The sequence below is a fragment of the Roseobacter sp. HKCCD6576-2 genome, assembly GCF_013179285.1.
Classification (GTDB): Bacteria; Pseudomonadota; Alphaproteobacteria; order Rhodobacterales; family Rhodobacteraceae; genus Rhodophyticola; species Rhodophyticola oceani.
This window is the reverse complement of sequence record NZ_WVNW01000001.1, coordinates 1,040,032-1,066,680: the sequence shown is the minus strand read 5'-3', so window position 1 is coordinate 1,066,680 and position 26,649 is coordinate 1,040,032. Positions and strand designations below refer to the sequence as shown.

The following is a 26,649-nucleotide window of genomic DNA, read 5'->3' as shown; positions in this document are numbered from 1 at the left end:
GAGCCTTAGAAAGGAGCCTCTACAGCGTTCATCGCGATGTAGACGGTCCGGGTTTGGGAGTAGTGGTTGAGTGCTTCGCGGGAGTTTTCGCGACCGACGCCGGAGGCTTTGACGCCGCCAAAAGGCGCTTCGACGGGCGCGAGATTGTAGCAGTTCACATAACAGGTGCCGGCCTCGAAACTTTGCACCACCCGGTGTGCGCGGGTGATGTCTTGGGTGAAGACACCCGCGGCCAGGCCAAATTCGGTGTCATTGGCGCGCGCGATCACGTCCTCTTCGGTCTCGAAATCGAGGACACTCAGCACCGGGCCGAAGATTTCCTCTTTCGCGATGGTCATCTTATCGGTGACGTCGGCAAAGACCGTGGGGGCGAGGAAGAACCCGTCGCGGTCGAGGCGTGTGCCACCAGTGACCAAATGTGCGCCTTCCTCAAGACCCTTGGCGATATAGCCCGCAACAATCTTCATCTGCGCCTCTGACACCATTGGGCCGAAGCTTGTTTTCTCATCCAGCGGGTCGCCGATCACGGCATCGGCAAGCCGTTCACTCAGCCGGGCAAGAAACGCCTCTTTGATACCGCTTTGCACGAAGACTCGGGTGCCGTTGGAACAGACCTGACCCGAGGAATAGAAATTCGCCATGATCGCGCCAGACACGGCGTTTTCCAAATCGGCATCGTCAAAGATCACCAGAGGGGATTTGCCGCCGAGTTCCATGGTGACATGCTTCATCCCCGCCGCAGCGGCAGCATAGACCTTCTTGCCCGTTGGCGCCGAGCCGGTGAGCGAGACCTTGGCCACGCGCGGATCGGTGGAGAGCGCCGCGCCAACCGTGCCATAACCTTGGATCACGTTGATCAGCCCCGGGGGCGCACCGGCTTCGGTGAGGATTTCAGCAACTTTCAGGGCACAAAGCGGCGTCGTCTCCGACGGTTTGAACACCATCGCATTGCCGCAGGCGAGCGCCGGGGCGGTTTTCCAGCAGATGATCTGCGTCGGGTAATTCCATGCACCGAGCCCCGCACAGACGCCAAGCGGCTCGCGGATCGTATAGGCGAAATCGCCGCCAGGCAGCGAGATATGTTCCCCGGTCATCGTGGCCGCATGGGCCGCGAAGTATTCGAGGGCATCGGCACCGGAGGTCGCATCGGCCACCAGTGTTTCCTGCAACGGTTTGCCGGTGTCGTAGGTTTCCAACACGCTCAGCTCACGATTGCGGTCACGCATGATTTCCGACGCCCCGCGCAAGATGCGGGACCGATCCGCGCCGCTGGTCTTGGCCCAAACCCTCTGCGCCGCCTTTGCCGCCTCCAGCGCCTGATCAATGATCGCAGGCGTGGCAGCATGGAGCGTGCAGAGCACCTCTCCCGTGGCCGGATAGACCACCGGAATCGGGTCACCAGCGCTGTCTTCAACATAGGTACCATTGACAAAATGGCTGGCTTTGGGGGGCGTGAATGTCATTACAATCCTCATTCGGCGCGCCGCTCGCGCGCATCACATTCAAGGTCGGTCCGTTGCAAAAAGCGGCCAAATCGGCACGCCTTCGCATCTCTCTTTCGTGGTCTTAGGGCAGCGATCCGTCCGGCACGCGCACGGTCAGCTCCAGCTCGATCTTGAGGTCCGCGCCCGCTAGGGCGGCCACGCCGACGCCGGTGATGCAGGGCTCTGCTCCATCCAGAAACTCCAACAGCGGCGGAAACGCCTCGGCCAGCGGGTCATCATTCAAATCGGTCATGAAACAGCGCAGCATGACGATATCCTGGGGTGTCGCCCCCAGGGCATCGAGGGCGGCTTGCGCATTGGCCGCCGCAAGACGGGTCTGCTCGGCCAGGCTGTCAGGTGCAGGGGTGCCATCGGGCGTCCAAGCAACCTGACCTGAGACATAGGCCATCCGGCCCGGCTCAACGATCGAGATCTGCGAATATCCCATATCCCGAGAATTCGGCATGGTCGGCGGGTTAAGCCTGATGATGGGCTGTGTCATGATCCGGTCCTCATCCTTTGATGTCAGCCGCGACGGGCCGTCATTCGCCGCGCGGGAAGCGCTGGCTTTCTTCGAGTGTGTTCAAATCCATATGGTTGCGCATGAAGCGCTCGCTGGCCTGTTGCAGGGGCTGAAAATCCCAGGGGTAATAGCCGCCCTTGCGGAGCGCCTCATAGACCACCCAACGACGGGCCTGGCTTTCGCGCACCTGCGCGTCGAAGGCCTCCAGGTCCCAGCGCGCCTCGGATTTGGCGCGGAGCGTCGTGACGGTGCCCTGATGGTCCGGGTGATCGGCCAGATTGGTCAGCTCCTGCGGGTCAGCCTCCAGATCGAAGAGCTGATCGGGATCGAGCGCGCAGCGGGTGTACTTCCACTTGCCATACCGCAGGCAGACCAGCGGCGCGTAGGAGGCCTCGGCGGCATATTCCATCGCCACAGGTGTGTCGCGCGTGCCGCCTTGGCCCAGCGGTACGAGACTTTCGCCCGTGGTCCATGGGGCCACCTCATCCATCGACACACCCGCGAGATCGCAAAGGGTCGGGCAGATATCGATGTTCGAGACCGGATCAGTGACAAGGCCCGGTGCCATATCCGGCGCGGAGATCATGATCGGAACGCGGGCAGACCCCTCATAGAAGCACATTTTGAACCAGAGCCCGCGCTCGCCCAGCATATCGCCGTGATCCGAGACGAAAAGGATGATCGCCTCTTGCCGTGTCGCCTCTAGCGCCTCCATCACCTCGCCGATCTTGTCGTCGAGATAAGAAATATTGGCGAAATAGGCACGGCGGGACCGGCGGATATCATCTTCGCGGATGTCGAAACTGCGCCAGTCATTGGCGTCGAAGATGCGCTGCGCGTGGGGGTCATGGTCTTCATATGCCATCGCCGGGACCTCGGGCAGCAGATGGTCGCAATCCTCATAAAGGTCCCAATATTTCTTGCGCGCCACGTAAGGGTCGTGCGGGTGGGTGAAGCTGACCGTCAGGCACCAGGGGCGGTCGTCCTTGCCGCGCGCGAGATCATAGACCTTCTGCCGCGCCTGAAACGCGACCTCATCGTCATATTCCATCTGGTTGGAAATCTCGGCCACGCCTGCGCCCGTCACCGAGCCCATATTGTGATACCACCAGTCGATCCGCTCGCCCGGCTTGCGGTAGTCCGGCGTCCAACCGAAATCGGCAGGGTAGATATCGGTGGTCAGCCGTTCCTCGAACCCATGCAACTGATCGGGACCGACGAAATGCATCTTGCCCGAGAGGCAAGTTTGGTATCCCGCCCGGCGCAGGTGATGGGCATAGGTGGGGATATCGGAGGCGAACTCGGCGGCGTTGTCATAGACGCGGGACCGGGACGGCAGAAGGCCGGACATGAAACTGGCGCGGCCTGGGGCGCAGAGCGGGCTGGCCGTGTAGCTATTGGCAAAGCGCGTTGATCGGGCGGCGAGTTTCTTCAGGTTCGGGGCGTGGAGCCAATCGGCCGGACCATCGGGAAAGAAGGTGCCGTTCAACTGATCGACCATGAATATCAGGATATTGGGCTGGGTCATGTGTCAACCTCCGCCGCGAGGGCGGTGTCGAGATAATCGAGCAGGAGTGCAATCGCGTCCTCCGCGCGCAGCTGCTCGGCATTCAGAGCCTGGCGGATATAAAGCCCGTCGATCATCGCCGCGATGCCGCGGGTCAGCTTCATCGCCTGGGCGCGTGAGAGTTTGCGCAGATCATGATGCAGATTGCTGCGCAGACGCGCATGATAGAGGCGCAAAAGACGCGCTGCCTCGTCAGACCGCTGCGCTTGGACGTAGAAATTGAGCCAGGCCGCGACCACTTCGGGCCGGAAATGGCTGGGTGAGAAACTGGCGCGGATCACCGCCTCGATCCGCGCGCGTGGGGTTTTCGCCATTGCCAAAGCGCCACGTATTTCGGCCCCATAAAGTGTCAACACATGCCGCATGGCCGCGGCGAACATCTGTTCCTTGCCGCCAAAATAATGATGCGCCAGCGCGCTCGACATGCCCGCGCGCTTTGCAATCTGCGCCACGGTGATGTCTAACGTCCCTACACGGCCGATCTCGATGATCGTTGCCTCGACCAAAGCAGATCGACGGAGAGGTTCCATACCGATTTTGGGCACAATCTTCTCCGTTGACAGGATGCAGATTAAGATTCGTTAATGTTGACTGACGAGTCAATCAAAAAACAGGGAGTAGCACAATGCTAAAACTGACGACAACCTCCGCCATCGCCTTGGTGATGAGCGCGGGCCTCGTGGCCGCCGAATGCGAGACAATCACCTTCTCGGATGTGGGCTGGACCGACATCACCGCGACGACCGCGGCGACCACCTATGTGCTGGATGCGCTTGGTTATGAAACGGATATTCAGGTGCTGTCCGTGCCGGTGACCTATACCGCTCTGGCTTCAGGCGATATCGACATCTTCCTGGGCAACTGGATGCCAACCATGGAGGCCGATATCGCCCCATACCGCGAGGCGGGCACGGTCGACACCGTCCGCGCAAACCTGGAAGGCGCGAAATACACGCTGGCGACAAACGCCGCCGGAGCGGCCCTGGGCATCACCAGTTTCGATACGATCGCCGCCAATCTCGACGCGTTGGACGGTGAGATTTACGGCATCGAGCCGGGCAATGACGGCAACCGCCTGATCCTCGACATGATCGAAGCCAACGCGTTCGGGTTAGAAGAGTTCGACGTGGTGGAAAGCTCCGAAGCTGGGATGCTGGCGCAAGTGGCGCGCGCCTCGGACCGCGATGAGCCCGTCGTGTTTCTTGGCTGGGAACCGCACCCGATGAACGCGAATTTTGACCTGACATATCTTGAAGGCGGCGATGACTGGTTCGGGCCCAATCTGGGCGGCGCAACCGTCTACACCAACACCTCTGCTGGCTATGTGGATGCCTGCCCGAATGTGGGCGCGTTTCTGAACAACTTGGAATTCACGCTGGCGATGGAAAACGAGATCATGGGCGGCATCCTGAATGACGGGATGGATCCGCGCGATGCGGCCTCGGCCTGGCTGTCGGCGAACCGGGATGTATGGCCTGCTTGGCTGGATGGCGTGACCACCATGGATGGTGGCGATGCGGTCGACGCCGTGACTGCCGCGCTCGACATGTAAGCAGACATTCGGGTGGGCATGTGACAAACGCGTGCCCGCCCCGCCGGCCCCGGAATTTTGAAAATTCCGGACCGGTTTTTTCAAAAAACCGGGGGCGTGATGCTAGACTGGATAGAAGACAATAAGATCCCTGTAGGTCGGATCGCGGGCGACGCCTTCGATTGGCTGCAGGAGCACGGCGCACTGTTTTTCGACGGGCTGTCGATTTTGCTTGAGGCGATGATCGACGCGATCCTCGCGATCCTGCAAGACCCGCTCGACATCTCTTGGGCCACCGGGGCTGAACGCTATCAACCGCTGTACAACCCCGATCTGCACCCGTTTCTGATCATCGCGATTTTCACCTGGCTGGCCTGGTATATTCATCGCCGCTGGCAAGTCCCTGCCCTTATTTTCTTGGGCTTTCTCTTCATTCTGAACCAAGGTTATTGGGAAGAAACCACCGAAAGCCTAACCCTCGTGCTTTCGGCCTGTGTGGTTTGCATGGTCGTCGGCGTGCCGATTGGCATTGCCGCCGCACACAGGCCTCGTCTCTATCAATTCATGCGGCCAGTCTTGGACCTCATGCAAACGCTGCCGACCTTTGTCTACCTGATCCCGGCAATTGTGTTTTTCGGCATCGGCATGGTCCCCGGCCTGATCGCAACAGTGATCTTCGTTCTGCCCGCGCCGATACGGCTGACACATCTGGGCATCTCTTCAACGCCGCAGCCATTGATTGAGGCGGCGGAGGCTTTTGGCGCCACCCCGCGCCAGAAGCTTTGGAAGGTCGAGCTGCCTTACGCGCTACCGCAGATCATGGCCGGTTTGAACCAAACGATCATGCTGTCGCTCTCGATGGTGGTGATCGCGGCGCTGGTTGGGGCAGATGGCCTCGGTGTGCCTGTCGTCCGCGCCCTGAACTCCGTCAACACCTCGCTCGGCTTTGAGAGTGGGTTTATTATTGTGGTTGTGGCGATCATGCTCGACCGCATGCTGAGGGTGGAACGCAAATGAATACCGCTGTTGAATTCGACGATGTTTCCATCGTCTTCGGCGAAAAACCGGAAACCGCTCTGCCATTGATGGATGACGGCAAATCGCGTCATGACGTACAGGCTGAAACCGGCCAAGTGCTTGGCGTCCATAACTGCAAACTCGATGTGCAAGAGGGCGAAATTCTGGTCCTCATGGGCCTCTCCGGCTCGGGGAAATCGACCCTTCTGCGCGCCGTGAACGGGTTGAACCCGGTGGTCCGCGGCACGGTCCGGGTCAATGACGGCACCGAGATGATCGATGTTACGCATGCCAATCCGGCGACACTCCGACGGATGCGCCAGACGCAGATTGCCATGGTGTTTCAACAGTTTGGCCTGCTGCCTTGGCGGACAGTGCGCGAAAATGTGGGCCTGGGCCTGGAACTTGGCGGCATCTCAGCGGCGGATCGCAAGGAGCGCGTGGATCGGCAGTTGGCGCTTGTGGGTCTGACCGATTGGGCCGACCGCAAAGTCGGCGATCTCTCTGGCGGGATGCAGCAGCGCGTGGGTCTCGCCCGCGCCTTTGTCACCGACGCGCCAATCCTGCTGATGGATGAACCCTTCTCGGCGCTGGACCCGCTCATTCGCACGCGATTGCAAAATGAGTTGATCGAGCTGCAACAGACCCTCAAACGCACCATCATCTTCGTCAGCCACGATCTGGATGAAGCCTTCAAACTGGGCGATCGGATCGCGATTATGGAAGGCGGGCGGATCGTGCAATGCGGGACGCCGAAGGAAATCTATTCCGATCCGGCCGACGACTATGTGGCCGACTTTGTCGCGCATATGAACCCGCTCGGTGTGCTCTGCGCCCGCGACGTGATGGTGCCGGTTGAGGGCACTCCGACCGTGTGGGTCGGGCCGGATGAAGACATCCGCAAAGTGATGGAGATCATCGAGGGCGAGAACATGCCCGTCGGCGTGGAACTGGACGGCAAAGCCATCGGTCAGGTGACGAAAGACCGTGTCTTGGCCAAGCTTCTCGACCCGCGTCAGGCCTGATCGGCGGCGAGTAAGTCCATTACCAACCGGCCGTTGATGATCATGCAGGTCAGATCGACCTCGGGCCGGTCTGACCCAGATTTCGGATCAATCACGCAGGCGCCCGTCTTGGCCGCACCAACCCAACGCGCCGAAAACCGCTTGCCACGCCGCGATGCCGTGATGGAGAGTGCGGAGCGATATGGTCGAATACGCCGGAAGTCTGAGGGAGTCCGGACGTTTCCCCGCTGGAGGAGCCGAAGATGCCGCAACCCGAAACAATGAAGGCAATGGTGCTGACCGGTCATGGCGATCTCGACGCTTATGAGTGGCGCGAGGATTGGCCAGTTCCCGTGCCTGGACCCGGTCAGGTTCTGATCAAGGTCGCAGCCTGCGGGCTGAACAATACCGATGTGAATACGCGCTCCGGCTGGTATTCGAAGGCCGTCAGCGACGCCACAACCGGCGGCGCCTATGCGGAGCTTGCCGAGGACGACCCCTCCTGGGGCGGTGCCCCAATCACCTTTCCGCGCATTCAAGGCGCGGATGCCTGTGGCCAGATCGTGGCCGTTGGCGATGGCGTCGACGCGGCGCGCATCGGCGAACGGGTCATCACCGATAATTGGATCCGCGACCCGGAAGACCCAGAGAATAAGGACAAAGCCGGATATTTCGGGTCCGAAATGAATGGTGGCTTTGCTGAATACACGGTCATCCCATCGACCAATGCGCTTGCCGTCCAGTCAGAGTTATCCGATGCCGAGCTGGCGACGTTCAGTTGTTCCTACTCGACAGCCGAGGGGATGCTGAGCCGCGCTAAGGTGGGTGCGGAGGACACCATATTGGTTCCAGGTGCCTCGGGCGGGGTCGGCGGCGCGCTGGTGCAATTGGGCAAACGTCGGGGGGCGCGGGTGATTGCTATGGCATCTGAGGCCAAACACGCGGATATGGCCACACTGGGCCCCGACAAAATCTTGCCGCGCGCGCCGGAGAACCTCCGCGAAGCGCTTGCGGGGGAGCGTATCACTGTCGTTGCGGATGTGGTTGGCGGGGCCTATTGGCCGCATCTCATCGATATCCTGGCTCGAGGCGGGCGCTATACCTGCTCGGGTGCCATCGCCGGACCAATGGTTGAGTTGGATCTGCGCACCCTCTATTTGCGCGATCTGACCTTCACCGGCTCGACCGTGATCGACCGGGAGGTCATGCCGAACCTGATCCGCTACATCGAAGCCGGGGAGATCAAACCGGCGCTCGCCGCGACCTATCCGCTGTCAGAACTTCGCGCGGCGCAGCAGGCCTTCATCGACAAGACCCATACTGGCAACATCGTGGTGATCCCGTGATAGATCTGCCACCGGCTGTCGCCGCCGTGTTTGCCGCCACCCCCACGGCACCACGCGAGCGGATCATGGAGATGCGCGACCTGATCTTTGCGGCGGCTGAGGCGACCGAAACCGGGCCACTGACCGAAACACTGAAATGGGGCCAGCCCGCTTATCTGACCGAGGCCACCAAAGCCGGTACGACAATCCGGCTTGGTTGGTCGGAGAAGCAGCCAGAGCATTGTGCGTTTTATGTCCACTGTCAGACCGATCTCCTGGATCGCTATCGCGCGCGATTTCCAAGCGAGTTCACCTATGAGGGCGCGCGCGCTGTCCTGATCCCGACGGAGGGCCCCTATCCGCAAGCGGCACTGCAACAGGTGGCCGCGATGGCGCTGACCTATCATCGGGACAAATCCAAGGTTGCGCGGCCATAAAGGTCCCCTCGCTCACAATCAACCACTTGGCCCGCTCTTGCCGCCACCCGTCTCGTTCCGGGATCGGCGGTGTTCGTGACGTCACTTGATCTGCCGCCGCAGAGCCAAGGATGAAAGCGAGACAGGCTAGGTTGTCCGCAAGGCGCGCTCCAACTGATCTTTGAGCGCGACACGTTCACCGGGGGTTAAGAAGGCGCCAAGCTCCACCTCACGCGGGCCACCTGAAAGGGTGACGTAATTGGGCACCGGCCCGCCACGCGGGTGCAGGTTCACGCGCACCCAATAGGGGTTGGCCTCCCACTCTTTGACCCCGCGTTTCGGCTCATGACGTTCAAGGCGGATCAAATCGCGCCAAAGGACCACCTCTTCGTAAAGCTCCATGTCCCGCCAGCTGCGTTTGAGCCCCCACCAGATGGCCGCCACTGCCGCGACGATAAAAGGTAAGAGGCCCCAGAAAAGCGAGGTGCCGATGACTGCCAGAAGCGGCAACGAAATCAGCGACGCGGTGAGCCCGATGAACCAGACGAACCCATCAGGTGTTAGCGAGCGATAAGGGGTCAACACCACGCGCAGACATGGCGCGCCGTGGCCGGAATGAGAAAGGGCCCCGAATATCTCCGGGGCCCCAGTCTCTGTGGTTTCGATCAGGACCGGCATGGACCCTAATGATGCGGCTGCTTGTCCCACATCTCCCGCGTCGGCAGCTCCTCGAAGGTGTGCTCCGGCGGTGGGTTCGGCAGGGTCCATTCCAGCGTATCCGCATGTTCGCCCCAATAGGCCTTCTCTTCGACCTTGCGACCAAAGCGCAGCGTGTAGAACACGATGCCGATGAAGAGCAGGAAGGAGGCAAAGGATAGGAACGCGCCCCAGGACGAGATCCAGTTCCAGTAAGCGAAGGCTTCCGGGTAGTCGATATAGCGGCGCGGCATACCCTGACGACCCAGGAAATGCTGCGGGAAGAAGGTGATGTTCGCGCCGATGAAGAAGAGCCAGAAATGCAGCTTACCAGCCCATTCCGGATATTGCCGACCGCTCATCTTGCCGATCCAATAATAGACCGCCGCGAAGATGCCGAAGACCGCACCCAAGCTCATCACATAGTGGAAATGGGCCACTACATAGTAGGTGTCGTGATACGCCCGGTCCACGCCTGCCTGGCTGAGCACGATGCCGGTCACACCGCCAAAGGTGAACAAGAAGATGAAACCAATGGCGAAGAGCATCGGGGTTTTGAAGCTGATCGAGCCCTGCCACATGGTGGCAATCCAGGAGAAGATCTTGATCCCCGTGGGCACCGCGATCACCATCGTGGCGACCATGAAATAGGCCTGCTGCGTCAGCGTCATGCCGACGGTGTACATATGGTGCGCCCAGACCACGAAGCCCAAGCCCCCGATTGCCACAAGCGCATAGACCATCGGCAAATAGCCAAAGATCGGCTTTTTCGAGAAGGTCGCCACCACATGGGAGATTACGCCAAAGGCGGGCAGAACAACAATGTAGACCTCAGGATGGCCGAAGAACCAGAAGATGTGCTGGAACAAAACCGGGTCACCGCCGCCAGCCACATCGAAGAAGGTGGTGCCGAAATTCCGGTCAGTCAGCAGCATGGTGATCGCGCCCGCCAGAACCGGCAGCGCCAAGAGCAGCAGCCATGCAGTGACAAAGATCGACCAGGCAAACAGCGGCACCTTATGCAGCGTCATGCCTGGCGCGCGCATGTTCAGGAACGTGGTGATGAAGTTGATCGCCCCCAGGATCGAGCTGGCGCCCGAGACGTGGATGGCGAAGATCGCAAAGTCGACGCCCGGCCCGGCAGAGTACTGGCTTGACGACAGCGGCGGATAAAAGGTCCAGCCCGGACCAGCCGTACCATTGTTTACCCCACCGTCAATAAACACAGCGCAGAAAGCCAGCGCGGTCCCGGCGACATACATCCAGTAGCTCAGGTTGTTCAAACGCGGGAACGCCATATCCGGCGCGCCAATCATCAGCGGCATGAAATAGTTTCCAAACCCGCCGAACAGCGCCGGAATCACCACAAAGAACATCATCAAGACGCCGTGGCCCGTGATCATCACGTTCCACAAATGGCCATCTGGCGTACATTCCGCCTCTGCAGCGGCGCTCAGGAAACGCGCGCCTTCGGCGCACATATATTGCACACCCGGCTCCATCAGCTCCAACCGCATATAGACGGTGAAGGCGACCGAGATCAGCCCCACCAAACCTGCGGTGAAGAGATAAAGGATGCCGATATCCTTGTGATTGGTGGACATGAACCACCGGGTGAAGAACCCCGGCCGCTCGTGATCATGCCCGGAAATGGCGGCGTCTGCCATAGCGCACTCCTGTTCAACTAATGCGTTTCGGCAAAGGGTCTGGCCGCATTGCCCGCGTTCCTAGCCTTCGTTCTAGTGCTGTGCCCGGGGTGGTGCAATGCGGAAGGGCCGGTTCAAGTGGGAAAAATTGCCTCAGCCGAGGCGGGATCACCCCCAAATGGCCAGCAAGATTGCCATGGCTCCAGCAATTGGTAGAAGCGCGACCAAGGCCCAAAGCCCGTCACGGGTCGTTATCGCCAACCCCATCAGGCAGATAGCCGTCGCCAAAAGGGAGGACGAAAATGGCACCAATTCCAGAAACGGCATCGCAAGGCCGCAAAGCGCGGCGGCCAGATGAAGCACGCTGAGAAACGGTTGCTGCGTGAGCAGCGTGAGCCGCCGCCCGCTATGCCCATCGAGCCAGAGGGCCGTGCCACGCAGTCGTGCCATGCCCGATTTGAGCCGCGATGTGGCGATACTCCGGCGACACAACCAACGCGGCAGCCAGAGATGCCGCCGCTGTGCCAGCATTTGCATTGCAACCAGAAAAATCATTGTGCCGCAGATGGTTGGCAGTATCGGTATCCCACTCAACGGAGAAACCACGATCACCGCCGGGATCAACAGAGCCGGGAGAAATCCGGCGCCGCCAAACGCGGACAACATATCGCCGATGCTGACCCGTTCTGTTTCACAGAGCGCCAGAACATCGTCGACGATCTCGGTCAGCCCGGTCGGGTTGGGCGGCAATGTGCCAATTGAATTTTCGGTCGAAGTCATCCTGCGCGATACATCCCTGATGCAGCGCGCATCCTATCTGTGATCATCCGACGCTGCCAGCCTGCCCTAGCGCGCGTCCGACACCCAAGCCGTCTGCAAAACTGGCGTGACATTTTGCGATACTTGCGGTGTCGTGAGGTCGAGCATCAAGCCTGAAATCGCGATCCCGAGAATCGCGCATAAACCAGATATCGCCCCGATCATCACGGCAACCTCAAGCCAGTCATCGCGCTTGGTCGGATCACCTGTATCTTGGCGTGGGACCACCCCGTAATGCATCATCCGTCATCCTCTGTGTCATCCCCAGATGGCAGAATAGGAACATTTCGTGAACAACATATTGCCAGATATGGCGAGAACGGAAGAGCCTTGATAAGGATTTCACCAAAATTGAGCAGTCACTTGCCGAAGATCGGCGGAAATGTGCGCTTTAGCGCGTCGTCCACGTCTTCGAGTGTCACCGGCAGCCCCAAATCCACCAGGCTCGTCACCCCGTGTTCGGCAATGCCACACGGCACGATCCCCTCAAAATGACCAAGATCCGGCTCTACGTTTATTGAGATTCCGTGGAAACTGACCCATTTGCGGATCCGCAACCCAACGGCGGCGATTTTATCCTCGCGCGGGCTGCCATCGGGCATTGGTGGCTTTTCCGGCCGGGTTACCCAAACGCCAACCCGGCCCGCGCGGCGTTCGCCTTTGACGTTGAATTCCGCCAGTGTCGCGATCACCCAATCCTCTATCTGATGCACGAATCTGCGGACATCTCGACCGTGCGCGTTGAGGTCGAGCATGACATAGGCGACCCTTTGGCCAGGCCCGTGATAGGTGTACTGCCCGCCGCGGCGGGTCTCGTAGACCGGAAACCGGTCGGGCGTGAGAAGATCGGCGGGCTTGGCCGATGTGCCCGCGGTGTAGAGCGGCGGATGTTCCAGTAGCCAAACCGCCTCATCCGCATCACCCCCTGCGATCCGCGCGACGCGCGCCTCCATCTCGGCCAGCGCGGTCTCGTAGGGCACAAGCCCGTGAGATGTTAACCATTCCACCATCGTTTAGCGCGGCAAAAGTCTGGCCGATTTGGCATCGGCGAGGCGAGATCGGCTTACGGGGATGTCGCCCCCGTGGCTCATCGTCAGGATCGCCCGATCCCCCTCCCGCCGTGCAGATCGAACGGCATCGAGCGCGACCCAATGAGATCGATGGACTTGCAGGCCCGCCGTCGCGCCCACCTCACGGATCGCATCCGTTAGCCGCATCAACACCATCTCTTCCCCTTTCGTCGTTCTCACCCGGACATAATGATCCTCGACCGAAAGCGCCACCAGAGGGCCCCGCTTCTCAAGTGGCAGCCGATCAAGGAGTGGCGCGGGCGGCGCCTCATCATCGGGTGGAACAGACCGTGTTTGACGGTCGGCGACATCGAAAACAAACGTGATGATCATGGAGATCGCCACAACCGTCGCCACAAAACGCGGAAGGTCGCCCGGATCCGGCAGAAAGGAAAAGACGGCGTAATTGAGCGCCACAACGAAGACGCTCACACCGAGGCCGATGACCAACCCGATCCAGATGACCGCCCCGCGCGTCGGCAAAACGGGTTTCAGGACGGCGCTTGCCCAATATCCGATCACATAACTTGCCGCGACCAAGACCGCCCAATACCCAAAGCGCGGCACAAGACCGAGCACGCGATCCGTCCCAAACGGCCCGATAAGCGCGAGAATTGCGCTTAGGCCAGCCAGCGTCACGACCACCGCCGGTTGACCCATATGAAGCCCCCATCTGCGAAGCGCGGATTGCGGATCATTGGTGGTCACGCGGCTCTCCCGTTTTTGGCGCATCCAGAATTGAGATGGGTGGCCTCTCACATTGTGGTGCCATGGCAAACCCGTCTTGCCAAGAAGGTCCCCCTAAGATGACATTAGAGCCTATCCTATCGGCCCCCGCCGCCGTGCAACTTCATATGATGGCTGCGGTTATGTCGATCCTCCTCGGCCCGTTTGCGATCTATCGGCGGCGGCGGGACCGAGTGCACAGGATGATTGGTTATGCCTGGATCATCTCGATGGTCCTGCTTGCAGGCTCCGGCCTCGCGATCCCGGCTGTTGTTCTTCCGCTCTTGGGACCCTTTGGTCCAATACATGTTTTGTCAATCGCCATGCTCTATTGGCTTTGGGAGGGATATCGTCACATCCGCGCCGGTCGGGTGACCGCCCATGAGGCATCCATGCGAGCCCTGTTCTGGAACAGTTTGGGGATTGCCGGTGCGTTCACCTTTCTGCCCGGGCGGAGACTCAACACGGCTTTCTTCGCGGACGCGCCGGAGCGGGGCTATGCCGTGATTGCGGTATTGCTGTGCTTGGGGCTGGCCCGGATGATCCGTCAAAACCGACTCAGGGATGCTTCGTGATGGCGGCGCTTGGGCTGCAAGACCAATCTCGTCTGGATCTTGGACAAATTTCCTCTTTTCTTTCCAGGACGACCTGCGTAAACGTGCGCGCACTTCTGATCACGTGCGGTCGTGGCGGAATTGGTAGACGCGCAGCGTTGAGGTCGCTGTGGGGTAACTCCCGTGGAAGTTCGAGTCTTCTCGACCGCACCATTTAACCTTCTCTGCCGCGCAGATTTGGCGTCCTGAGATGGATCGACAACCAGGAGTCATTCGGTTGATCTGAAACGTTTCGATACTGCGGCTTGTGGCCTTGCGCTTTCGGGACCCGTTTCCGAAAGCCGTCTTACCGATCTCACTGATGCAGCCCATACCTCGATAGTATCCAGATCGCCTTATGCAGCCCATTGGGGTTGATTGAGAATCGCAATGCCGTCCGGCAGGCAATTGATCTGTCGCATATCGGTGGACGGCCTTGTGGCCATAATGCGGCGCATCTGCGTGCTTCTCTCTCAGGTCATTTCATGTCCGATTCTATACCATTGCCCGAACACGGGCTGACATCCGCAGCCGTCGCCGAAGCCAGAGACCGCTACGGCTGGAACGAACTGCCAAAGGCCAAACGGATTCCTTGGATCTTGGTTTTGCTCCGCCAGTTCACCGGACCTTTGGTATTGATCTTGATTGCGGCCGCAGCCATCGCTTCGGTCTTGGGCGAAGTCGTGGATGCCATCGCCATCGGTCTGGTCGTCTTGCTCAACGGTATCTTGGGCTTTGTGCAGGAATGGCGCGCCGAAAACGCGCTGGACGCGTTGCGTTCGATGCTGACCCCAACCGCTTTGGTTCTACGCGATGGGGAGGAGCATGTGATCCCAGCCAGGGAGATTGTGCCGGGCGATTTGGTCATCGTTGCCTCGGGCGACAGTGTTCCCGCCGACCTGACGCTGATCTCGGCAACGGAACTGCACGTCGATGAAAGTGTTGTGACGGGCGAGTCCGTCGCGGTTAGCAAGCGTGTCGACGGGGACTCCGACGCAGGCCGCCTTCTGATGGGAACCGGCGTGACCGCAGGGCGTGGCGAGGGGATTGTCTCGGCCATCGGCGCGGCGACCAGTTTTGGCTCGATTGCCGAAATGACCCAATCCGTTGGTCAGAAACAGACGCATCTGCAACGCAAACTGGGGCATTTGGCTCGACAACTCGGCATTGCCGCCCTGCTGATTGCAGCGGCGATTGTGGCGCTTGGGACATACGTTGGGCGGCCGCTGTTCGAGATGTTCATGACCGGCCTCTCGCTCGCCGTCGCGATGGTGCCTGAAGGCCTGCCTGCCGTCGTTACGATTACGCTGGCGCTCGGCGCATCCGTGATGGCGCGGAAACGGGCGCTCGCGCGGCGGCTGCAGGCGATTGAGACCCTGGGCGCGGCCTCCGTGATTTGCACTGACAAAACCGGGACACTGACCGAAAACAAGATGACAGCAACCCAGGTCTGGACCTTGGATGCGACGTATCACGTCACCGGAACGGGTTATGACCCCGCCGGCCATATCGCGCGCGATGGGCAGCGGGTCCGGGCCGTCGATGACCCGGTGCTGGCGCTGCTGCTTGAAACTGGGTTGACCTGCACCCATGCGCGATTGCGGCGGAGCGGCGGCGATTGGACGATGATCGGGACGCCAACCGAAGGCGCCTTGGTCACTTTGGCGTATAAAGGCTGGGCACCGGCACCAGCTGAACTGACTGCGGAGCGCCCGTTTTCGAGCGAACGTAAGCGGATGAGTGTGGTCGGCCCATCGGCCGATGGGCATCGGCTGTATATGAAAGGGGCGCCTGAGGCCGTTTTGGCCTGCGCGACAACCCTGCAAACGGCGGATGGCCCCATCCCTTTGACGGAGAACCTGCGGGATCAGGTGTTGGAGACACATCGCATGATGGCCGCGCACGGGCTGCGCGTCATCGCCCTGGCGTGGCGTGAAGCTGACAAGGATGACCTGGAAGAGGAAAGGTTGACCTATATCGGGCATGTTGGCCTGATCGACCCGCCCCGGCCCGAGGTGAAAGACGCCGTAACGCAAGCGAAACAGGCGGGCATTCGCGTGATCATGATCACCGGCGACAGCCCGGTAACCGCTGGTGCGATTGCCGCGCAGCTTGGGATGGGAGAGCCGCGCTGCATCCAAGGTTCTGAACTCGACAATCTCTCAGATGAGGCTTTGGATCGGCTTCTGGCCGAAGACGTGATTTTCGCGCGGACGCTACCCGCTCATAAGATGCGGATCGTGGCAACGCTTCAGGGTCAGGGGCAGATCGTTGCGATGACCGGCGATGGCGTGAACGACGCCCCTGCCCTCAAGCGCGCCGATATTGGCGTGGCGATGGGCATTCGCGGCACGGATGCGTCGAAGGATGCCGCCGATCTGGTCCTGCTCGACGACAATTTCGCCACTATTGTTGGGGCCATCGCCGAAGGGCGGCGGCAATTCGACAATGTGCGCAAATTCGTGCGCTATCTCTTGTCCTCAAACGCCGGTGAGGTTTTGGCGATCTCGGTCAATCTGTTGCTCGGCGGGCCGCTGATCTTTCTGGCGACGCAGATCCTCTGGATGAACCTTGTCACCGACGGGGTCACCGCCGTGGCCCTTGGGTTGGAAAAGGGCGAAAAGCAGCAAATGGCGCGCCCGCCCCGCCGCCGGGACGAGCCGATTTTGGGCGGACATGGCTTTGCCCTAATCCTGCTCTTCGGCACCTATACGGCCACGGCCAGCCTGTGGCTGTTCTATAGTTTGATGCCGCTTGGCGTTGATCTGGCACGTACGGCGGCGTTCACGGGCATGGTCGTCTTTGAAAAGATGAGCGTCTTTGCTTTCCGGTCCCTCACGCAGCCCTGTTCGCGGATCGGCTGGTTCAGCAATCCGTTCCTGATGCTGGCCCTTGTTGTCACCCTATCCTTACAGGTCTTGGCGGTCTATTGGCCGCCGCTGCAGACGCTTTTGCGCACGGTGCCGTTGGAGTTCGAACATTGGGCGATGATCGCCGCCTTGGCGCTGCCGCTGATCCTGGTGCCGGAAGGCGTGAAATTCCTGGCCACGCGCCGGGCTATTCCGGGGAATGTGACATGACCCTTTCTCGCGCGATGGTCCTGACGGCGCCCGGTCAACCTTTGCAGATGGTCGCCCGCCCCTGCCCCGAACCAACTGCCGGCGAGGTCTTGATCAAGGTCGAAGCCTGCGGTGTGTGCCGGACTGATCTGCATGTGATCGATGGCGAGTTGCCGTCACCGACATTGCCTCTGGTGCCTGGGCACGAGGTTGTGGGCCGGGTGGCGGCCCTTGGCCCTGATGCGCCGGGAGATCTGGCGTTGGGCACCCGGGTTGGCATTCCCTGGCTGGCCTGGACCTGCGGCAGGTGCCGCTATTGCCGCGCGAGGCAGGAAAACCTCTGCGATCAGGCGCGGTTCACCGGCTACACCGCCAATGGTGGCTATGCCGAGCATTGCGTGGCGGATGGTCTCTATGTGCTGCCCTTGCCGGCGGAGGCCGATCCGGTCGCGCTGGCGCCGCTGCTCTGCGCTGGTCTAATTGGTTATCGCACGCTGTCCTTCGCGGGCGATGCGAAGCGGATCGGCATTTACGGCTTTGGCGCGGCGGCCCATATCATCTGCCAAATTGCCCGCCATCGAGGGTGCAAGATTTATGCCTTTGTCCGGCCCGGAGACGAGGCGGCAGCGGATTTCGCGCGCAGCCTTGGGGCGGTTTGGGCTGGCCCCTCGACCGCGCCGCCGCCTGAGGAACTGGACGCGGCCCTGATCTTCGCACCCATCGGTGACCTGATTCCGGCGGCGCTGAAAGCGGTCCGCAAGGGCGGGCGGGTGGTCTCAGGCGGCATCCATATGAGCGACATCCCAAGCTTTCCCTATCGCGATCTCTGGGAGGAACGGTCACTCTATTCTGTGGCCAATCTCACCCGGCAGGACGGGCTCGACTTCTTCCCGCTCGCCGAAGCGGCAGGCGTCAAGACCGAGACAACACCCTACCCGTTGGAAGACGCCAACCGCGCATTGGACGACCTGCGCACGGGACGGTTGCAGGGGGCGGCCGTGTTGGTGCCCTAGGCGGTGGCATGCAGCAGCGTCGTGACCTCGGCATCGCTTAATTGATCGAAACGTTGGTAATGGGCCCCGATCGCATAGAAGGGCTCCGGCGTCACGAGGCAGATCAGGTGATCGACCTCCTGTTCAAACTGCCGCAAGGTTGATGCCGGAGCCACGGGCACGGCCAAGACCAGCGGCCCCGGGTTTTGCGCCTTCAGCCCCCGAAGCGCGGCGCGAACGGTCGCCCCCGTCGCAATCCCGTCGTCAACCACGATCACCGGGCGTCCGGACAGGGCGACCCGGTCCCGCCCTTTCAGATACCGGTGCCGCCTGCGCGCGATCTCGATCAGGGCGTCCGCCTTCAACGCCTCGATTTGGCCGTCGGTCAACCGGCTCCGCGCGCGGATATCTTCATTGAGAACAAGCTGAGGCGGGTCACCATCGACAACCGCCCCAAGCGCCAGTTCGGGATGGGACGGCAGCCCAAGCTTGCGTGCGAAGAGTAAATCCAAGGGCGCACCGAGCCTTTGTGCGACTTCGGCGGCCACCGGAACCCCGCCGCGCGGTAACGCCAAGACTACCGGATCGACCAAGGCCGGCTCGACCGCCATCAACTCGGTGAGTTTGGTGGCCAGCAACCGCCCGGCGTCGGCGCGGTCTTTGAAGGTGGGGCCTATCCTCATCGACCTCCCTCTATTCCTTGATATAGGGCTTGCCGTCCGCCGCCGGGGCGCGAGCGCGGCCAATCAGCCCCGCAACCACGATGATCGTCGCGATATAGGGTGCCATGGCCAGGAACTCCGACGGGATCGGCGTGTTCAGCAGCGCCAGTTTCTGCTGCAACGAGTCGGTGAAGCCAAAGACCAGCGCCGCCATCAGCGCGCCGACCGGGTGCCAGCGCCCGAAAATCATCGCCGCCAGCGCGATAAAGCCGCGCCCGCCGGTCATGTTCTCATCAAACCGCCCGACCGAGCCAAGCGTGAACCAAGCTCCACCAAAACCGGCGATCATGCCGCCGATCGTGACATGCACATAACGCGTCCAGTAGACGTCAATGCCAAGCGTGTCGGCGGCGCGGGGGTGTTCGCCGACGGCCCGCGCCCTCAGCCCATTTCTTGTGTGAAACAGGTAGTAGGTTGAGACCGCCACCATGATCAGCGCGCCGTAGACGAAGATATTCTGGTGAAACAGCATCGGGCCGATCACCGGGATATCACCGAGAACGGGGATCTTGATCGCACGGAAAACCGGCGCGTTGTTCAGGTGTCGCATCTCGGCAAAGACCTGGCTTGAGACATAGCTGGTGAGGCCCAGTACAAAGAGGTTGATCACCACGCCCGCGATGATCTGATCCATCCGGTAGGTCACGACCAACGCGGCGAGGATGAAGCCGAAGAGGCCGCCGATCACCACGGCAGACAAAAGCCCGCCCCATCCGCCTAGAACCGAGCCCATCAAGGCACCGGTGAAGGCGCCTGCCAGCAGCATGCCCTCGACCGCGATATTCACCACCGCGACCCGTTCACAAAACACCGCCGCCAGCGCGCCGAGCGCAATCGGCATGGCGCGCACAACGGTGGCTTGCAACATACCAGTCAGTGAAAAGGCGTTCCCAGCGGTGGCCCAGAGCAGGAAAGCGATCACCAGCAATATGAGCCCTACGCCCAGAGACAGGGTGGTCCACCGCCCTCCACCACGCAGGAACAGCCGGGCGCCGAGGAAGGCCGTCAAAACGGCGGCGACATAGATGAAGGGGCGCGCCGGGACGACCAGATCGCCGATCACCCAGGTATCCCGCACCCGCGACAGGCGGAAGGTCGCGTCGCCCGCCGCGTCACCGAAGGCCACCACAATAAACAGCGCCAGCGCGATCATCACCCCGCCTGTGATCTGCGCCCGGCGCGTCTCTGCCCGATCGACAATGGGGGCGGCCGCCCGACGGTCGGGGATCGCGGTCATGACGCGCCTCCGCTATCGCCGCGCCGGAAGCCCCAGGGGAATATCGCTCGGACCAGGAGCGGCGCCGCGATGAAAACGATGATCAGCGCCTGAATGATGCCAATGAGGTCGATGCTGACGCCCGCATCCACCTGCATCTGCCGTCCCCCGGCCTCCAAAGCCCCAAACAAAAGCCGGGCAAAGAGCACGCCAACCGGATGCGAACGGCCTAGAAGCGCCACGGCAATGGCGTCGAACCCGATCCCGGCAGAAAACCCGGGGCTGGCGCGACCCAACACACCCAGGACCTGATTGGCCCCGGCCAGGCCAGCCAGCGCGCCGGCGGTGGCCATGGCCAGCACGATCACCAGGCCGGCCCGCATGCCCGCATAACGCGCCGCCGAGGGGCTGGCCCCACTGGCGCGAAACTCGAAGCCAAGTTTGCTGCGGAACAACAGCCAATAGACAAAGGCGACAGCCAGTAAGGTCACGAAAATCCCGGCATGAACCCGCAGATTGGGGTCGATCCAGTCCAGAAGTCGGGGCAGCTCCGCACTTGGCGGCACCGATTGGGAGACTGGATCGGACCGTCCGGGGCGCTGCACCCAGGGCAGGCGCAGCATGTAATCCACCACCCGGAAGGCGATCATGTTCAGCATGATTGTCGATATGACCTCATTGGCACCGGTTGTGGCACGCAAAACCCCGGCGATAGAGGCATAGGCCGCCCCTGCGACCCCACCCGCGATGAGGCAGAGCGGCAGCAGGATCGCGAAAGGCAGCCCCGGAAAGCTGAACCCGCAGATCACCGCCGCCATGCCGCCAATCAGGATTTGACCCTCCGCCCCGATATTGAACAACCCGGCCCGGAACCCCAGTGCCAGCCCCAGGCCCGCCAAGATCAGCGGGGCGGCGGCCGTTAGCGTTTCAGAAAGCGCATTGAGCGACCCGACCGAACCTTGCAAAAGCGCCACATAGGAGCGCCCAATCGTTGCCAGATCGACATTGGCCGCCAACATGGTCAGCGCCCCAAGGATCAGCGCCACCAAAATGGCAAAAAGCGGGACAACCACCAGATCTTCAAACGCCACCCGCCCGGGCGCGGCGCGTTCCAGAAGCTTTCGCGTGGCTGTGTTGATCGCGTCCTGCGTGCTCATGCCGCAACTCCCGCCATGGCCAGGCCGACGTCGGATTTCTTGGGCGGGCCGGTGCTGGCATCGAACTCGGCAACGATACGGCCTTTGAACATCACCAGAACCCGGTCCGAGAGCGACAGAATTTCATCGAGTTCCGAGGACATCAGCAATATCCCATCCCCCTCCGCCCGCGCGGCCATCAGGCGTGCGTGGATGTATTCGATGGACCCCACATCCAGCCCCCGGGTTGGCTGCGCCGCGACGACGAATTTCGTGTCCCGCGCCAGTTCGCGCGCCACGATAAGCTTCTGCTGATTGCCGCCGGAGAGATGCCCGGCCTCGGCAAAGACCGAGGGGGTGCGAACGTCAAACTCAAGCACCGCCTTGGCCGACCAGTCTTGGGCGGCTGCCCAGTTCACCTGCGGCCCGCTTGAGAAGCGATCATCGTAATAGGCATCCAGCACCATGTTCTCGGCCACGGTAAAGCCGGGGATCAGCCCGACATGCTGCCGGTCCTCAGGGATATGCGCGATCCCCATACGGTGCCGGGCGCGGACGCTGACATCGGTGATGTCCTCGCCCAGGAACCGGATCGCGCCCTGCGCTGGGGCGCGCAACCCGGTGATCGCCTCGATTAGCGCCGATTGGCCATTGCCCTGCACTCCGGCCAGACCGACCACCTCGCCGCTGCGGATCGTGAGGCTTACATCGTCGACCGCCCGGTCGCCATTGTCGCGCAACACGGTCAGGCGGTCGATCTCAAGTAAGCTTTCGCCAGGATCGAAGGCGCTCTTATCGACCTCGAATTGCACGGGACGGCCCACCATCATCTCGGCCAGATCGGCCTTGCTGAGCTGTTTCGGATCGCCCTCACCGATGATCCGCCCACCACGCAGCACACTGATCCGATCCGAGATGTCGAGGATTTCGTTGAGTTTGTGAGTGATGAAGACAATCGCCTTGCCGCTGTCACGAAGCGATTTCACGATCTCGAAGAAATCGCGCACTTCCTGCGGTGTCAGAACGGCGGTGGGTTCGTCGAGGATCAGCACATCGGCCGAGCGGAAGAGAACCTTGATGATCTCCACCCGTTGCTGCACCCCGACTGGGAGCGTTTCGACCAGGGCATCGGGGTCAACCGTCAGGCCATATTCGGCACTGATCTCGCGCACCTTGGCGCTGGCCGTCTTGAGGTCCAGATGATCGAACCGCCCGGTCGGTTCGACACCCAGCACAACATTCTCGGCAACGGAAAAGACGGGGACCAGCATGAAATGCTGATGCACCATGCCAATCCCCGCGGCGATGGCATCCCGGGGACCGTCGAACACAGACGGTGTGCCATCAATGATAATCTGACCGTCGTCGGGCCGGTAGAGGCCACAGAGGACGTTCATGAGGGTGGATTTGCCCGCACCGTTTTCCCCCAGAAGACCCAAAACCTCGCCAGCCCGGATGGTCAGGTTGACGTCTTCATTGGCCACAACCGACCCGAAACGCTTGGTGATGCCGCGCAGCTCGACGTCCATATCCTGTCTCCGCGCCGCTCAGATCAGTTGCTACCGACGACAATGCTGCCGCCAATGATCCCGGCACGGATTTCGACCAGCTCCGTCATCAGACTTTCCGGCACTTCGGAGGCCAAGTCATGAAACGGCGCCAGATCGACACCGCCATTTTCCAGCGTTCCGACAATGACCCCACCCTCGAATGCGCCGCTTTGGACCCGTTCGATCACCTGATAGACGGTGGCGTCCATGCGTTTGACGATCGAGGTCAGGTAGACATGGCCGCGTTCGGGGTCGGTCTCGTAGAGATCGGCATCGACGCCGATGATCATCAACTCCTCCACACCCAGTTCATTGGCCAGTGCCGCGGACCCGAGCCCCACCGGGCCCGCCACTGGCAACACGATATCGGCCCCCTCGTCATAGAGGTTCTGCGCGAAGGCACGGCCATCATCGAGGGAGTCGAAATTGTTGGTGAAAAGCCCCTGGCGCGTTTCTGGGGACCAGCCGAGAACGGTCACATCGGTCCCGTGACGGGCGTTGTAATGCGCAACACCATAGGCAAAGCCATCCATGAAGATCGTCACCGGTGGAATGTTGATGCCGCCAAAGGTGCCCACAATACCTGTCTCGGTCATACCGGCCGCCAGATAGCCCGCGAGGAAGGCGGCTTCATCGGTGGCATAGACTTGTCCCAACACATTGGGCAGCGGTGGGTCATAGGCGAAGTCGACGATGGAAAAGACCTGGTCGGGATTGGCCGCCGCGGCGGTTTGTGTTGCATCACCCAGCAGGAACCCGATAGTAAAGATCACGTCGCAGGCGCCACCCAGGAGCGAGTTGATATTGGCCTCATAATCGGTTTCGGCCTGCGACTCGAGGAACCGGCCCTGGATACCAAGCTGCTCCTCTGCATCCAGCACGCCTTGCCATGCCGTCTGGTTGAAACTGTTATCGTCGATCCCACCCGTGTCGGTCACCTGACAGGCCGTGAAGGCGGTCGCCGGGGCCGCAAGGCCAATGGCCAGGGCCATCGCGAGCCCGGTCAATCCTTGGTATCGTGTCATGATGTATCCTCTCCAGTTTTGTGCGAGATCACCGACCGCCAAGCTTGTGAGACTGGGCCGCCAGTGCCTCACTCGGGCGCGGCAGTGCCAACTTGACCAATGCTCACGACATCTCCCGCCGCCCAGACGGCCTGATCCGCCAGCGCCAAGATATGATGTTTGGGACGCACAGCCGGATATGCCGCTCACCTAGGTAAAGTATGGGCCCGGGTCAGAGCGGATCATTAATCCAGGTTAATCCCGCTGCCCCCATAATGACGCATGTCGAACGCCTCCCAGATCAATGGGATACCCGCAGATGAAATAGTTGACGGTATCGACAAAAACCGGACTCTGAGGTAATGAGACATGGTGCGGAACTTGGCTGGGTTGCTGCGTGCCGCGATAGCCCCGTTGATCCGGGGCCTTCTGTTTGGACCTGCCGCTTGCAAGAGGTCAGTCACAGAGAGGCCTCCCGCAGAAAAGGGACTTTGTCGATATGCAGTCAACATGCGGATCAGCCAAAGCGCAGACGGGCGGTGGCCATGGTCAAGGCGGTTTGATCGCAGTTTATGATGATGGCGGTCCACTCCATAATCTTAGGCGGAATGCGCGACGCGTCCGGGCTGGCCATGTGCTGGTTCAGGATGGCGATGAGTTCGACAAAGTGATCGTCGTGATCGAGGGTTGGCTTGCGACGTCGAAATCCTTCGAAGATGGCGAGCAACAAATCATCGATTTCATACTCCCGGGCGATATCCTTGACCCAGCAACCGCCGATGGTCTGACAGTCGGGGTGACATTGGAAGCGGTGACGGACGCGCTCGTCTCGATCATCCCAGCAAGCGTGTGGCAAACGATGTTGAAAACCTCGCCCACTTGGGAGGACATGGTCGGGCACCTCTGGGCGGCGACACAAGCGCGGACTTCAGAACGACTGCTACGGCTTGGAAAGGGCACGGCGCCCATGCGGATCGCATTTGCAATTCTGGAACTGTCGCTCCGGCTCCGAGCTCTTGGCCATGATACGGATATCGCCTTTCACCTGCCTCTGACGCAGAAGGCGCTTGGCGACTATACCGGCCTCTCCTCGGTCCATGTCTGCCGCACCATGCGGCGGCTGGTCCGGCATGGGGTGATCGAGACCAGCGATCACATAGACATCCGGATCGTCGATCTACAGGCTCTGTCCGAGATCGCCGGGATTGATGTCAAGCGCTTGCAACAAGAGATCACGCCAACCGCCGCTTAGCGATCTTCGACAATCTCCCCAAGGGCTTCGCCGGCCAGAAGCTCCGACACATGCTCGGCAATATCACTTATTGAAATCATGCCCACCAGCACGCCGGCGTCATCGATCACGGGCAAGCGCCGGATTTGATGATCTCCCATCAGACCGGCGATTTCTTCGATGGTCTGATGGGGGCGGCAGCAACGGACATCGGGTGTCATGACATCCCGCGCTGTCTTTGGGCTCTCGAAATCTACCGTCGCAATCAGCTTCAGAACGATATCGCGATCTGTCATAAGCCCTACAAGATCGCCATTCTTCATGACTGGGAGCGCGCCGATATCTTGATCCCGCATAAGCGCAGCCACTTGCCTGACGGGACAGTCTTGGGCGACTGTCACAACAGGCGTTGTCATGATGTCCTTAACCTTCATTTGATTCTCCTGCGCAAAACTGCACGGGCGCCGATATGGAGGTGGCGATTTATGAACCGGCGGTCATCTTGCAGCCCCTGTCCATGATCTTCGACGAAGCCGTCTCGGGTCTCTGAGGCATTCTGCGTCCCACACGATTAGGGTGCGTATCGACGCCGCAGATAGTGTCAGCACTTGCATCGGTCGCGCATTAACAGAAGATAAACGCCCGCCACACGGGCCCTATGCCCCGGCTGATCTTGGTGGCTCAGGTTCTTGCTCGTCGAAATGAAACAATCTGGTAGAGACCGGTTCGATCTCACCGGGATGGCCGTCAAGGACCGATGCACCGCTCCAGTTTGGCGTCTAGCCGAGCCGGGCTTTCACCGCAGGACCGACAGTGCCGAAATCCATCTGACCGGTGTATTTCGACTTCAATACACCCATCACTTTGCCCATATCGCGGATGCTATTGGCTCCGGTTTCGGCAATCGCGGCGTCCACGGCTTTGGCAACTTCGTCTTCGCTCAATTGACGGGGTAGGAAATCCTCGATCAACTTGATCTCGGCCAGTTCCTTCTCCGCCAGCTCCAACCGCCCGCCCTCTTCATAGGCGCGGGCGCTTTCCTGGCGTTGTTTGACCATCTTGCCCAGAATCGCGAGCACCTCGGCCTGGCTGACGCCATCGGCATTGCCTTTGGCGCGCGCGTCAATGTCCTGGTCTTTGATCGCGGCATTGATCAGACGCAGCGTCGACAGCCGGGTGGCGTCTTTCTCGCGCATGGCCTCTTTCAATCCGGTATTGATCCGCTCTCGGAGTGGCATAGTGATTTGGTCCCTGTGGCTATCCCCAAGCCATGTAAGATAAGGGATCGGAGCAGTCACAACAACACCCCTTTGACCATCTTG

At 60.9% G+C, this 26,649-nt stretch carries 26 protein-coding genes and 1 tRNA gene; 10 read left to right on the top strand and 17 right to left on the bottom strand.

Annotated features, from left to right (window positions below; translation table 11 throughout):
* Positions 1-5: 5 nt before the first annotated feature.
* From betB to betI, 4 genes are all read right to left on the bottom strand, one after another.
* Entirely contained in the window at positions 6-1,463 is a 1,458-nt protein-coding gene (betB, locus tag GTF44_RS05365) for a betaine-aldehyde dehydrogenase (RefSeq protein ID WP_171558067.1), read from the bottom strand.
* A gap of 103 nt (positions 1,464-1,566) precedes the next feature.
* On the bottom strand, positions 1,567-1,986 hold the full coding sequence (locus GTF44_RS05360) for a RidA family protein (RefSeq protein WP_171558065.1): 420 nt from the start codon (positions 1,984-1,986) through the stop codon (positions 1,567-1,569).
* Between the two features lie 40 nt (positions 1,987-2,026).
* A complete protein-coding gene (gene betC, locus GTF44_RS05355) occupies positions 2,027-3,535 on the bottom strand; it encodes a choline-sulfatase (protein WP_171558063.1) in 1,509 nt (502 codons plus the stop codon).
* A complete protein-coding gene (gene betI, locus GTF44_RS05350; protein WP_171558646.1) occupies positions 3,532-4,104 on the bottom strand; it encodes a transcriptional regulator BetI in 573 nt (190 codons plus the stop codon). The genes betC and betI overlap by 4 nt, the downstream gene beginning before the upstream one ends.
* 95 nt (positions 4,105-4,199) lie before the next feature.
* Between betI and choX the strand changes: the two genes are divergently transcribed.
* The 5 genes from choX to GTF44_RS05325 all read left to right on the top strand — a co-directional run bounded on the left by choX (position 4,200) and on the right by GTF44_RS05325 (position 8,888).
* Complete coding sequence (gene choX, locus GTF44_RS05345) at positions 4,200-5,126, top strand: choline ABC transporter substrate-binding protein (RefSeq protein WP_171558061.1); 927 nt, start codon at positions 4,200-4,202, stop codon at positions 5,124-5,126.
* Between the two features lie 99 nt (positions 5,127-5,225).
* Positions 5,226-6,122, top strand: a complete 897-nt coding sequence (gene choW, locus GTF44_RS05340; protein ID WP_171558060.1) for a choline ABC transporter permease subunit — start codon at positions 5,226-5,228, stop codon at positions 6,120-6,122.
* Positions 6,119-7,147 (top strand): choline ABC transporter ATP-binding protein, encoded by a 1,029-nt coding sequence (gene choV, locus GTF44_RS05335; protein ID WP_171559562.1) that lies wholly within the window; start codon positions 6,119-6,121, stop codon positions 7,145-7,147. Before choW ends, choV begins: the two co-directional genes overlap by 4 nt.
* A 242-nt stretch (positions 7,148-7,389) precedes the next feature.
* Positions 7,390-8,472: an alcohol dehydrogenase family protein gene (locus GTF44_RS05330; RefSeq protein ID WP_253261156.1), complete on the top strand. Its 1,083-nt coding sequence runs from the start codon at positions 7,390-7,392 to the stop codon at positions 8,470-8,472.
* Positions 8,469-8,888: a DUF1801 domain-containing protein gene (locus GTF44_RS05325; protein WP_216364865.1), complete on the top strand. Its 420-nt coding sequence runs from the start codon at positions 8,469-8,471 to the stop codon at positions 8,886-8,888. Before GTF44_RS05330 ends, GTF44_RS05325 begins: the two co-directional genes overlap by 4 nt.
* Positions 8,889-9,014: 126 nt before the next feature.
* Here the strand turns inward: GTF44_RS05325 and GTF44_RS05320 are convergent, their stop codons facing one another.
* The 6 genes from GTF44_RS05320 to GTF44_RS22490 all read right to left on the bottom strand — a co-directional run bounded on the left by GTF44_RS05320 (position 9,015) and on the right by GTF44_RS22490 (position 13,806).
* A complete protein-coding gene (locus GTF44_RS05320) occupies positions 9,015-9,545 on the bottom strand; it encodes a DUF2244 domain-containing protein (RefSeq protein ID WP_171558056.1) in 531 nt (176 codons plus the stop codon).
* Positions 9,546-9,550: 5 nt separating this feature from the next.
* Entirely contained in the window at positions 9,551-11,230 is a 1,680-nt protein-coding gene (gene ctaD, locus GTF44_RS05315; protein WP_171558054.1) for a cytochrome c oxidase subunit I, read from the bottom strand.
* A gap of 147 nt (positions 11,231-11,377) precedes the next feature.
* The gene (locus GTF44_RS05310; protein WP_145210866.1) at positions 11,378-11,989 is read right to left on the bottom strand and encodes an exopolysaccharide biosynthesis protein; all 612 of its coding nucleotides are present in this window, start codon (positions 11,987-11,989) and stop codon (positions 11,378-11,380) included.
* Positions 11,990-12,055: 66 nt separating this feature from the next.
* A complete protein-coding gene (locus tag GTF44_RS05305; RefSeq protein WP_145210869.1) occupies positions 12,056-12,271 on the bottom strand; it encodes a hypothetical protein in 216 nt (71 codons plus the stop codon).
* Between the two features lie 116 nt (positions 12,272-12,387).
* On the bottom strand, positions 12,388-13,038 hold the full coding sequence (gene lipB, locus GTF44_RS05300) for a lipoyl(octanoyl) transferase LipB (protein WP_171558053.1): 651 nt from the start codon (positions 13,036-13,038) through the stop codon (positions 12,388-12,390).
* A 3-nt stretch (positions 13,039-13,041) separates the two neighbouring features.
* On the bottom strand, positions 13,042-13,806 hold the full coding sequence (locus tag GTF44_RS22490) for a LytTR family DNA-binding domain-containing protein (RefSeq protein ID WP_171558051.1): 765 nt from the start codon (positions 13,804-13,806) through the stop codon (positions 13,042-13,044).
* Between the two features lie 98 nt (positions 13,807-13,904).
* On the opposite strand from GTF44_RS22490, the gene GTF44_RS05290 reads away from it, so the two are divergent.
* The 4 genes from GTF44_RS05290 (at position 13,905) to GTF44_RS05275 (ending at position 18,489) form a co-directional block, all read left to right on the top strand.
* Positions 13,905-14,399, top strand: coding sequence for a DUF2306 domain-containing protein (locus GTF44_RS05290; RefSeq protein WP_171558050.1), 495 nt, complete (start codon positions 13,905-13,907; stop codon positions 14,397-14,399).
* Between the two features lie 105 nt (positions 14,400-14,504).
* Positions 14,505-14,591, top strand: a tRNA-Leu gene (locus GTF44_RS05285).
* Between the two features lie 311 nt (positions 14,592-14,902).
* The gene (locus GTF44_RS05280; RefSeq protein ID WP_171558048.1) at positions 14,903-17,497 is read left to right on the top strand and encodes an HAD-IC family P-type ATPase; all 2,595 of its coding nucleotides are present in this window, start codon (positions 14,903-14,905) and stop codon (positions 17,495-17,497) included.
* Positions 17,494-18,489, top strand: a complete 996-nt coding sequence (locus GTF44_RS05275) for a zinc-binding alcohol dehydrogenase family protein (RefSeq protein WP_171558046.1) — start codon at positions 17,494-17,496, stop codon at positions 18,487-18,489. The genes GTF44_RS05280 and GTF44_RS05275 overlap by 4 nt, the downstream gene beginning before the upstream one ends.
* On the opposite strand, the gene GTF44_RS05270 is transcribed toward GTF44_RS05275, so the two are convergent.
* The 5 genes from GTF44_RS05270 to GTF44_RS05250 are packed head-to-tail and all read right to left on the bottom strand — an operon-like array spanning position 18,486 to position 24,117.
* The gene (locus tag GTF44_RS05270) at positions 18,486-19,151 is read right to left on the bottom strand and encodes a phosphoribosyltransferase (RefSeq protein ID WP_171558045.1); all 666 of its coding nucleotides are present in this window, start codon (positions 19,149-19,151) and stop codon (positions 18,486-18,488) included. The genes GTF44_RS05275 and GTF44_RS05270 overlap by 4 nt on opposite strands.
* Positions 19,152-19,161: 10 nt before the next feature.
* Positions 19,162-20,427 (bottom strand): ABC transporter permease, encoded by a 1,266-nt coding sequence (locus tag GTF44_RS05265; protein WP_171558043.1) that lies wholly within the window; start codon positions 20,425-20,427, stop codon positions 19,162-19,164.
* A complete protein-coding gene (locus GTF44_RS05260; protein ID WP_171558041.1) occupies positions 20,424-21,563 on the bottom strand; it encodes an ABC transporter permease in 1,140 nt (379 codons plus the stop codon). Before GTF44_RS05260 ends, GTF44_RS05265 begins: the two co-directional genes overlap by 4 nt.
* Positions 21,560-23,071 (bottom strand): ABC transporter ATP-binding protein, encoded by a 1,512-nt coding sequence (locus tag GTF44_RS05255; protein ID WP_171558040.1) that lies wholly within the window; start codon positions 23,069-23,071, stop codon positions 21,560-21,562. Before GTF44_RS05255 ends, GTF44_RS05260 begins: the two co-directional genes overlap by 4 nt.
* A gap of 23 nt (positions 23,072-23,094) precedes the next feature.
* Complete coding sequence (locus GTF44_RS05250; RefSeq protein WP_171558038.1) at positions 23,095-24,117, bottom strand: BMP family protein; 1,023 nt, start codon at positions 24,115-24,117, stop codon at positions 23,095-23,097.
* Between the two features lie 478 nt (positions 24,118-24,595).
* Between GTF44_RS05250 and GTF44_RS05245 the strand changes: the two genes are divergently transcribed.
* Positions 24,596-25,348 (top strand): Crp/Fnr family transcriptional regulator, encoded by a 753-nt coding sequence (locus tag GTF44_RS05245; RefSeq protein ID WP_171558036.1) that lies wholly within the window; start codon positions 24,596-24,598, stop codon positions 25,346-25,348.
* Here GTF44_RS05245 and GTF44_RS05240 read toward each other — a convergent pair.
* The gene (locus GTF44_RS05240; protein WP_171558034.1) at positions 25,345-25,761 is read right to left on the bottom strand and encodes a CBS domain-containing protein; all 417 of its coding nucleotides are present in this window, start codon (positions 25,759-25,761) and stop codon (positions 25,345-25,347) included. The two genes, GTF44_RS05245 and GTF44_RS05240, sit on opposite strands and share 4 nt — an antisense overlap.
* A 345-nt stretch (positions 25,762-26,106) precedes the next feature.
* Positions 26,107-26,565 (bottom strand): GatB/YqeY domain-containing protein, encoded by a 459-nt coding sequence (locus GTF44_RS05235; RefSeq protein ID WP_171558033.1) that lies wholly within the window; start codon positions 26,563-26,565, stop codon positions 26,107-26,109.
* Positions 26,566-26,649 lie beyond the last annotated feature (84 nt).

Excerpts from the sequence above, each read along its gene's own strand:
- ctaD (WP_171558054.1), bottom strand. The coding sequence starts at position 11,230 with ATGGCAGACGCCGCCATTTCCGGGCATGATCACGAGCGGCCGGGGTTC.
- GTF44_RS05270 (WP_171558045.1), bottom strand. The coding sequence starts at position 19,151 with ATGAGGATAGGCCCCACCTTCAAAGACCGCGCCGACGCCGGGCGGTTG.
- GTF44_RS05235 (WP_171558033.1), bottom strand. The coding sequence starts at position 26,565 with ATGCCACTCCGAGAGCGGATCAATACCGGATTGAAAGAGGCCATGCGC.
- GTF44_RS05310 (WP_145210866.1), bottom strand. The coding sequence starts at position 11,989 with ATGACTTCGACCGAAAATTCAATTGGCACATTGCCGCCCAACCCGACC.
- GTF44_RS05255 (WP_171558040.1), bottom strand. The coding sequence starts at position 23,071 with ATGGACGTCGAGCTGCGCGGCATCACCAAGCGTTTCGGGTCGGTTGTG.
- choV (WP_171559562.1), top strand. The coding sequence starts at position 6,119 with ATGAATACCGCTGTTGAATTCGACGATGTTTCCATCGTCTTCGGCGAA.
- GTF44_RS05320 (WP_171558056.1), bottom strand. The coding sequence starts at position 9,545 with ATGCCGGTCCTGATCGAAACCACAGAGACTGGGGCCCCGGAGATATTC.
- GTF44_RS05305 (WP_145210869.1), bottom strand. The coding sequence starts at position 12,271 with ATGATGCATTACGGGGTGGTCCCACGCCAAGATACAGGTGATCCGACC.
- betI (WP_171558646.1), bottom strand. The coding sequence starts at position 4,104 with ATGGAACCTCTCCGTCGATCTGCTTTGGTCGAGGCAACGATCATCGAG.
- GTF44_RS05275 (WP_171558046.1), top strand. The coding sequence starts at position 17,494 with ATGACCCTTTCTCGCGCGATGGTCCTGACGGCGCCCGGTCAACCTTTG.
- choX (WP_171558061.1), top strand. The coding sequence starts at position 4,200 with ATGCTAAAACTGACGACAACCTCCGCCATCGCCTTGGTGATGAGCGCG.
- GTF44_RS05240 (WP_171558034.1), bottom strand. The coding sequence starts at position 25,761 with ATGAAGGTTAAGGACATCATGACAACGCCTGTTGTGACAGTCGCCCAA.
- GTF44_RS05265 (WP_171558043.1), bottom strand. The coding sequence starts at position 20,427 with ATGACCGCGATCCCCGACCGTCGGGCGGCCGCCCCCATTGTCGATCGG.
- GTF44_RS05250 (WP_171558038.1), bottom strand. The coding sequence starts at position 24,117 with ATGACACGATACCAAGGATTGACCGGGCTCGCGATGGCCCTGGCCATT.
- GTF44_RS05245 (WP_171558036.1), top strand. The coding sequence starts at position 24,596 with ATGCAGTCAACATGCGGATCAGCCAAAGCGCAGACGGGCGGTGGCCAT.
- betB (WP_171558067.1), bottom strand. The coding sequence starts at position 1,463 with ATGACATTCACGCCCCCCAAAGCCAGCCATTTTGTCAATGGTACCTAT.
- GTF44_RS05280 (WP_171558048.1), top strand. The coding sequence starts at position 14,903 with ATGTCCGATTCTATACCATTGCCCGAACACGGGCTGACATCCGCAGCC.
- betC (WP_171558063.1), bottom strand. The coding sequence starts at position 3,535 with ATGACCCAGCCCAATATCCTGATATTCATGGTCGATCAGTTGAACGGC.
- GTF44_RS05360 (WP_171558065.1), bottom strand. The coding sequence starts at position 1,986 with ATGACACAGCCCATCATCAGGCTTAACCCGCCGACCATGCCGAATTCT.
- GTF44_RS05290 (WP_171558050.1), top strand. The coding sequence starts at position 13,905 with ATGACATTAGAGCCTATCCTATCGGCCCCCGCCGCCGTGCAACTTCAT.
- choW (WP_171558060.1), top strand. The coding sequence starts at position 5,226 with ATGCTAGACTGGATAGAAGACAATAAGATCCCTGTAGGTCGGATCGCG.
- GTF44_RS05330 (WP_253261156.1), top strand. The coding sequence starts at position 7,390 with ATGCCGCAACCCGAAACAATGAAGGCAATGGTGCTGACCGGTCATGGC.
- lipB (WP_171558053.1), bottom strand. The coding sequence starts at position 13,038 with ATGGTGGAATGGTTAACATCTCACGGGCTTGTGCCCTACGAGACCGCG.
- GTF44_RS05260 (WP_171558041.1), bottom strand. The coding sequence starts at position 21,563 with ATGAGCACGCAGGACGCGATCAACACAGCCACGCGAAAGCTTCTGGAA.